This is a genomic window from Daejeonella sp. (assembly GCF_044342615.1).
Classification (GTDB): Bacteria; Bacteroidota; Bacteroidia; order Sphingobacteriales; family Sphingobacteriaceae; genus Daejeonella.
In genome coordinates this window covers 1-5,887 of sequence record NZ_JBIIPN010000150.1, presented here as the reverse complement: position 1 = coordinate 5,887, position 5,887 = coordinate 1, and the positions used below count along the sequence as shown (strand labels likewise).

Below are 5,887 nucleotides of genomic sequence, written 5' to 3'. Positions count from 1 at the left end.
AATTTAGGCAAGAAAACCCGGGGAAGACTCAAAATCCACTTTATGCGCGTTTTACTACAGAGGGAATAATTAGTATTAAAGATTCTTACCGCCGTAATCGTGATCTTTCTGTCCTTGGGGGATTAGGATTTTATGCAATAAATATCATTGATGCCTATGTAGATGCAAAATTTTTTAGGTTTGATATCTCTGATGATCTATCAGTAAAGGTGAGTCCGAGTTTAAATCAAGGTCCTATTCATGCCTCGGGTGTTAGTCCGGTGCTAGGCGTCAAGCTAAAAATTGTCCTATGATTCAGAAACATAAAGTTGCATATTTTAATTAATAGCTTTCACAAATGAAAATAGCGATCCTTGGTTATGGTAAAATGGGCCGAATTATAGAAAAATTTGCTACCGAAAGGGGCCATGACATTGTTTTAAAGGTCAATATTGATAATATGGAGGACCTTACAGTTGATAATCTCCAAAAGGCAGATGTAGCTATTGATTTTAGCACACCTGACTCAGCTTTGAGTAATATTGAGCTTTGTTTTGATGCTAAATTGCCTATCGTAGTTGGTACTACCGGTTGGTATGGTCATTTACAAGAGGTTAAAAACAAGTGTGAGGATGGTAACAATTCGCTTTTATATGCGTCTAATTTTAGTGTAGGCGTAAATGTTTTCTTTTTTGTCAATAAAATTTTGGCAAAAATTATGAATAAATACCCTCAATATGAGGTTCAGGTAGAAGAAATTCATCATACAGAGAAGTTGGATTCACCTAGCGGGACAGCGATGACCATTGCTGAGGGGATTTTATCAGAGCTTGGTCGTAAGAATGAATGGGTGAATGAGTTGATTGGCTCAGGCGAAGAATTAATTACCAAACCAGATCAATTATTAATTGAATCGCATCGAATTGAGGAAGTCCCAGGTACGCATACAGTAATTTACAGCTCTGAGGTAGATGATATCGAGTTTAAGCATAAGGCTCACAGTCGCGCTGGTTTTGCCTTGGGAGCCGTTTTAGCTGCCGAATGGTTGCAAGACAAGAATGGTTTTTATAATATTACGGATATGTTTGATTTTAGCGTTTAACATTTAAAATAAATACATGAATTTAAAAGGTTCTGACACAAATCCTGCAAAGGATAAGAAAGAAAAAAAGAAGAAATCAGCGGGCAGAGAATGGTTTGATGCGATATTGTTTGCTGTGGTTGCCGCCACCTTAATTAGGGGCCTATTTATTGAAGCTTATACCATTCCAACAGGTTCGATGGAAAAGACTTTGCTTGTTGGAGATTTCCTATTTGTAAGTAAAGTGAATTATGGTGCCAGAACACCAATGACTCCCGTGGCTTTTCCATTTGCGCATCATACGATGCCTATTACAGGGACTAAAGCCTATTGGGAAGGGCTAAAATGGGATTATCGCCGTTTGCCGGGATTGAGTGAAGTGAAAAGAAATGATGTGGTGGTTTTCAATTATCCTATGGATGCGGATGCTCCTTTATCTCGCCCAGTTGATAAGCGTGAAAATTATATTAAACGCTGTATGGCAGTGGGTGGAGATACCCTTAGCATTGTTAATGCACAAGTTTTTCTGAATGGAAAGCCCGCAGAGCAGCCTCAGTTTGGTGAGAAGTATTATTTTGTGCAAACTGATGGGACGGATATCAATCCTCAAGCTATCGAAGATTTACATATTGAAGCACAACGCTCAACGGCAGATCAATATATTTTTAATATGACTGCTGAAGATGCTGAGATTATAAGAAAATGGTCGAATGTGAAGGATGTTAGCTTGTATATCAGACCCGCTAATGAATATGACTCACAGATTTTCCCTCATGATCCACAATTTAAGTGGAATGCCGATAATTTCGGTCCGCTAATTATACCTAAAAAAGGCTGGACAGTAAAGTTAGACAGCACCAATTATGCGCTTTATGAGCGTGCCATATCTGTTTATGAGGGCAATACTATTGAAAGAAAGGGTAATGATATTCTAATCAATGGAAAGAAAACAGATTCTTATACCTTTAAAATGAATTATTATTGGATGATGGGTGATAACAGAGATAACTCTCTAGATTCTCGCTATTGGGGTATGGTTCCTGATGATCATATTGTAGGTAAAGCATTATTTGTTTGGATGAGTTGGGATAGCAATGCTGGATTCTTCAGCAAAATTCGTTGGAGTAGAATATTTGGAGGGATAAATTAATCCATTTTTGATGGCAGGGACATTCACGAATGTCCCTGCCATATTTAAAGGCTATTATTCTACCTTGTATCGATAGATAAATCTCGATAAATTTCCTTCAATGTCTGTTCCTTCAACAATTGCTTTATATGTTCCTTTATTATCGCTGTTGTAAAATTCAAAAGCCATAGTACCATTTGCATCGGTAAAGACCCTAGGATTCCAGTACACAGTAGTTCTAAAATCGGCACCCTTGGTTTTGCTTTCTGCTGTCAAGTATTTCGGAATATAAAATTCTCTTTGTTTTAGATATCCCTGTGGTTTAAAAGTTAAAACATTGCTAGGTGGGAATAGTTTTTTCAAATCTTCCGCTGAAATGGCTGTCCCCTTAACTGCTTTCTTTGTATTAATAACCAAAATTCCGTTGGTATTATAGGTTCTACTTACCAAACCTAGCTCATCTCTTAGGAATATTTCAACGTTATCAACATCCGCTGTTTGTACACTATTTAAGAAGTTAGTTTCTATGGGCATGCCATTTAAGAATATTTGAACTGGGACTCTTATTCCTGAATTATAAACTCTGGTCACGAAGAAATTATTATCCGCAAAGGTTAGTCCCATAGCCGCTGTCTGTAAACAACTTAAGAATAAGGCACATCCCTGAAAGCGATCCGCATTTATTAAATGATCTGGCATGGAGGGTAAACCTGATAATGCTGGGTGATCAGAATGACTCGGCTTTTTAATGACAGTAGAAGTTACAACTACCTCTTGAAGCATCTGTGTAACCATGCGATATTGTCTTTTACTATGATCTAGATAGGGTAAAAGTAAGCTATCGATGTTTAATTTTTCTTCATATTTATTTTTGTTCTTCGCAATTCCTGGGAAGGCAGAGCCATTTAGCATAATCATCATGTTTTTGGCTGCATTTGGACTACGTGCGCTGATGCTCGCTTCCATCGAATCTGGAATATTTACATTTTCGAATTTAAACTCACCACGAACATTAGATTTAGTCTCGGCATAAAAGCGGCTTTCTGGCACAACTAACTTCAGACTACCATTTGAAACGGGCATCCCATTTGAGGTTCTCAATACTCCCGAAAATTCAATTCCCTGTTCAGGTAAAAAATCAATTATAGGTTCTTTACCGGCTAGAATGTCTTTATAAGAAAATTTACGATATCCTTGAGTGAGCATTAAAAGGTCTAGATCAGCTGCTTTCTTCTCATTTATTTGGTGGAAATAATAATTAGGCTTTTCAATAAATCCTTGTAGCTCGGAGGAAATGAGGAATGAACTCAAAATGGAGCTATCATCATCTTCATTACTAGGTACCTTGCTTTCATTGTAAACAGAGATAGAGAAATTGCCTTCAACGGGCAAATTTCTAGTTTTAGCCAACACATTCATTTTAACAGGCTGACGTATTCCATATATTTTTTTGTCGGATGTTAAGTTCAAACTCGAAACATTAGTATGCTTCACAAATGCAAGTCGCTCGGCTAGTGGCTCTCCTTTTGTGTTAAAGACAGTTATTTGAATAATCCCATCTGGAAATTTACTTTTAGGAATGGCTGCACCGATGCTTGTGGTGTTTAAGGCGGCCTGTGCTGCAAAAGCAATAACTCCTTTGCTCCTCGCCACCAAATAGTAATTCTTGTCCTGATGGTCATTAAAATAGGCTTGGTTGGCATTAATTTGCACCATGATATTGGTAGGAGTGGTGGTAAGTATTGAAATAGTGATTCCCGACTTCTTAGCTGTAGGGAGTGGAATAGTCTTTTTTATGCCATTAGCGAAGCTGAGATTAGCGCTGTATGTTTTTCCACTTTCTGGTAATATGGTGAAGCTTCCCATTCCTAAGTGTTGAGCTTCAATTTTGCTAATTATTTTTCCTGTATTATCTACAACATCTCCTTTAACAGAAATTCCCAAGCCTTTTTCTTGGATAGCTTTGAATGCAATTTTAGTATTAAGATTCTCAATTAAATCACCTCCCTCAGGGAAAAACTGTAAATCTACGTCTGCAAAGGAATTTTTTAATGGGAAAGAGGAGGTAATTATGCGACTCGCATCCGCTTCAAGGCTAGTTTCAAGGATAGCTGTATCTAAAGCTGCCTTTTGACTTGCGGTCAATTTTAAAGCTAATTTACCCGTGTCATCAGTCGTTTCACGGCCACGCGCAATAGTTTCAAATTTGGATATTAACTGCCAATTTACCTTTTTGTTAGCTAAGGCTGTACCATCAGGGTCTTGGAATTTAATGCTTGCATTTATGGTAGGGTTATTTGTGGGATTTTCCCCTTTTAATGTTATGTTAGTTATGATTTTCCTATTTATGGCATCCCCAAGAGGGATATTTTTAGTAAAATACAAATCTTCACTAAAATTTATCATCCAATGGGTATAGGCTCGTATTCTGTAATTACCTGATTTGTAAGCTAATGGGTCAAGGGTAATGCTCCCGTATGCCGAAGTATTGACAATTGGGAGCTTCATAGATCGTACAAGTGTATCGTTCTCTGAAATTAGATCTACATACAAAACCTTGCTTAAATCTGATGGTTGATCTTGGGCTAAAGCTACATAAGCCTTAAACCAAATGGTATCACCAACAGCATAATAGGGTTTATCAAAATGAAGGTAAACCTTCTCGAAAGGATAATCCTCAACAACTTTTTGAGATTTTTCAATTAATTTATTGAGGCTAAGGGTATCTTGAGCAGCAGCAAAAAGAGATTGAAAAAGAATAAAAACAGTGAGAAATAAAAATCTTGATAAGTTCATTTGTATATAATATTAGAATATAACGCTAATATATATCAAATGATTTTTTTATCACAGATTACAGCACTAATTAAATATTTCTTATGCTAATTGCACCTTTTTTCTTTCCAATAATTGATTGTAAACTCCATCCCAAAGATCAATTCTTTTTTGTAATGATTCAATTGTAGCTTCTTCGGCTTCCTTCCAAAATTGCTCATCCTCTTCGCATAGGTTTGCGGTCATTTGTAATGCAAGGTGACTGTGGTGATCGCCATCTACCTCAATATGTCTCTCTAAATAGTATTTAAAAGTGGAAATGCTATCTGGGAAGTTATTGTGAATATCGTTTACCAAGGAAATAAACATGCCTGGAATTAGATCTTCGCGGCCAAAAGTAAAAATTGCGGACTGTAAGTAAGCCTTTTGGCTATTGATTATTTTGAAGGTAAAATCGACGAATTTTTGTGCTTCAATAGGTGTATTTGATACTGAATAGGCAGCTTTGAAATCGCCACTACGTTGTAATTCTTCTACAAACTTCTCAATAGCTGAAGTATCAGCACCACATTGATGCATAGCATCGAGGTATAGCTCAAAATGGCTCTTGCGTACACCAAAATTATCTACATCTGATTCTTCACCTACTACAATCTCGTTAATCAAGTTTCTAGTTTCTGCAGAACCTTTTGGAAACCATGGCACCGAGGTACAGGTTAGGTTATTTTGAAGGGTTTTTAAAAGCGACATAAAATCCCAAACCGCATAAATATGGTAGTTCATGAATATTTTTAAGTCCTCTAGATCATTAATCATCGAATATACTTTGTGATTAACTATTTGATCTCTTAAAGGTTCTATAACCGCATTAATTCTTTCGATTTGATTATTCATGGTAAGTAGATTTTTGCGAATTTTTTTTG

5 protein-coding genes are annotated in these 5,887 nt (G+C 36.7%); 3 read left to right on the top strand and 2 right to left on the bottom strand.

Going from position 1 to position 5,887, the window contains the following annotated elements; all coding sequences use genetic code 11:
- The 3 genes from ACIQ0D_RS11085 to lepB all read left to right on the top strand — a co-directional run.
- Positions 1–293, top strand: a 293-nt coding sequence (locus ACIQ0D_RS11085; protein ID WP_395805593.1) for a DUF5683 domain-containing protein, incomplete at its 5' end; no start/stop codon positions are given.
- A gap of 44 nt (positions 294–337) precedes the next feature.
- A complete protein-coding gene (gene dapB / locus ACIQ0D_RS11080; protein ID WP_395805591.1) occupies positions 338–1,081 on the top strand; it encodes a 4-hydroxy-tetrahydrodipicolinate reductase in 744 nt (247 codons plus the stop codon).
- A gap of 16 nt (positions 1,082–1,097) precedes the next feature.
- The gene (gene lepB, locus ACIQ0D_RS11075) at positions 1,098–2,210 is read left to right on the top strand and encodes a signal peptidase I (RefSeq protein ID WP_395805589.1); all 1,113 of its coding nucleotides are present in this window, start codon (positions 1,098–1,100) and stop codon (positions 2,208–2,210) included.
- A 54-nt stretch (positions 2,211–2,264) separates the two neighbouring features.
- On the opposite strand, the gene ACIQ0D_RS11070 is transcribed toward lepB, so the two are convergent.
- The gene (locus tag ACIQ0D_RS11070) at positions 2,265–4,985 is read right to left on the bottom strand and encodes a carboxypeptidase regulatory-like domain-containing protein (RefSeq protein ID WP_395805587.1); all 2,721 of its coding nucleotides are present in this window, start codon (positions 4,983–4,985) and stop codon (positions 2,265–2,267) included.
- Positions 4,986–5,066: 81 nt separating this feature from the next.
- Positions 5,067–5,887, bottom strand: an 821-nt coding sequence (locus ACIQ0D_RS11065; protein ID WP_395805585.1) for a DUF3050 domain-containing protein, incomplete at its 5' end; no start/stop codon positions are given.